The organism is Synechococcus sp. R6-10, from assembly GCF_047461815.1.
Classification (GTDB): domain Bacteria; phylum Cyanobacteriota; class Cyanobacteriia; order Thermostichales; family Thermostichaceae; genus Thermostichus.
Window position 1 is genome coordinate 1 of sequence record NZ_JANSHW010000128.1, and the last position, 1971, is coordinate 1971.

At 59.3% G+C, this 1971-nt stretch carries 3 protein-coding genes; 1 reads left to right on the forward strand and 2 read right to left on the reverse strand.

Annotated features, from left to right (window positions below; all coding sequences use genetic code 11):
- The coding region (gene speA, locus NW837_RS04205) for a biosynthetic arginine decarboxylase (protein ID WP_414329397.1) at positions 1-1346 on the forward strand (1346 nt) is incomplete at its 5' end.
- Positions 1347-1459: 113 nt separating this feature from the next.
- Here the strand turns inward: speA and NW837_RS04210 are convergent.
- A complete protein-coding gene (locus NW837_RS04210) occupies positions 1460-1699 on the reverse strand; it encodes a hypothetical protein (RefSeq protein ID WP_414329398.1) in 240 nt (79 codons plus the stop codon).
- Position 1700: 1 nt separating this feature from the next.
- A complete protein-coding gene (locus tag NW837_RS04215) occupies positions 1701-1835 on the reverse strand; it encodes a hypothetical protein (protein WP_414329399.1) in 135 nt (44 codons plus the stop codon).
- Between the last annotated feature and the right edge of the window lie 136 nt (positions 1836-1971).

Sequence of the window (1971 nt, forward strand, 5' to 3'; positions counted from 1 at the left end):
ACCAACTGGGCATTGACCCCATCTTGGGGGTACGGGCCAAGCTCTCCGCCCAGGGCAGTGGACGCTGGGGCACCTCGGCTGGGGATCGGGCTAAGTTCGGCCTCACGGCCACCGAGATTTTGCAAGTGGTGGAACGGCTGCGGGAAGCGGGCAAGCTGCATTGTCTACGCCTGTTGCACTACCACATCGGCTCCCAGATCTCGATGGTGAGCGTGCATGGACGAGCCGTGCGGGAAGCCAGCCAAATCTACATCGAACTCACCAAGCTGGGGGCCCCCATGGGCTACCTGGATATCGGCGGCGGCTTGGGGGTTGATTACGACGGATCCCAGTCCCCCAATCCTTTTTCCCAGAGCTACAGCATGGAGGACTACGCCGCCACCGTGGTGCAGACCGTGCTCACCGCCCTGGAACCCCACGGGATCCAGCCGCCGGTACTGGTGACCGAAAGCGGACGCGCCCTGATGTCCCACCAGTCGGTGCTGGTGTTTGACGTGCAAGATGTCAACGCTGCCAGCCCCTACCCGATGCCCACCCAGCTCACTTCCGATGCGGAGGTGATCCAGAAGCTAAACCAGCTTTACTACCAAATCCAGCCCGATACTCTGGTGGTCAATTACCGCCGTTGTCAGGAGCTGAAGGAGGCCGCCCTGCGCCAGTTCACTGAGGGATCCCTCAGCTTGCAGGAGCGAGCTGAAGTGGAGCGGCTGTTCTGGAACTGCTCCGACAAGATCTGCACCTTGGCCTACGAGCAGCACCAAGCAGGGCACCCCGTGGCAGTGGATCTCCTGGATCTGGACGAGATGCTGGCCAGCATCTACTACGGCAATTTCTCTCTATTCCAATCCCTGCCGGATAGCTGGGCCATCGACCAGGTCTTCCCCATCATGCCGATTCATCGTCTGGATGAGGAGCCACGCCAATGGGCCACCCTGGCCGATCTCACCTGCGACAGCGACGGCAAGATCAACCGCTTCTTTGGCGAAGATGGGCAGATCACCTCGGTCTTGCCGCTGCACGACCCCAACGGACATCCCTACCTGCTGGGGGTGTTTCTGGGGGGCGCTTACCAGGAGATTCTCGGAGATCTGCACAACCTGTTTGGCGATACCAACGCGGTGCATATTCGCTCCCGCCCCGGCGGCTACCACGTTTCCCAAGTCATCAAGGGGGACACCATCGGCGAGGTGCTGAGCTGGGTGCAGTACAACAGCGAAGATCTGGTGGAGACCCTCCACCACGCCACCGAGACCGCCCTGCAGCGAGGGCAGATCACGCTGGATCAAGCCCGCGCCTTGCAGCAGCACTTTGAAGACAATCTGCGGGCCTACACCTACTTGCACTGAAGGTGGTGTTCCTCGAAAAAATCCCTAAAACCAAACAGGGATCCCGGCCTAAAACCGGGATCCTTTTTGCTTCCAGATCAAACCAAATCAAAACCAGATCAAAAATTTGTCGATCACAGACGCACCGGACTGTCCAAAGCCAAGTTAATCGTTTGGTTAGGGCGCAACACCACGACTTGAGGTGCCGTGATATTGCCCACCGCCACTCCGGCTCCAGCTCCGCCAATAACCCCTAAAGCAGAAACGCCTCCTGTGAGCAAGCCCAGCACCGTACCCCCCACAGCACCAATGGCTGCATCTTGAGCAATCGCTTCGGCAGAATAGTGGCGCGGGTCTTTCTCAGTGTGGATCAAATCAGTGGATCAAATCAGAAGACATCTGCACCGAGTAAAGTCGCCCATTGGCAATCAAAGCTGTGCCGAAGAACCTGGCCCCTCCCTGAGTCGGTCGCAAGCTGCCTCGCACCTCGCTGCCTGCTGGAATCGCCAATTGGCCGCTGCCGTTGTAGATGTCCTGGGCTACCCGCAGGGTAAGTGGGTGGGTGCTGTTGGGAGTAAACTACCCGGCTCCGACCGCTAAGCGGTACGGAGCGGGCTTTCAGTAGCCCTGAGCCTGCTCTGCTCTA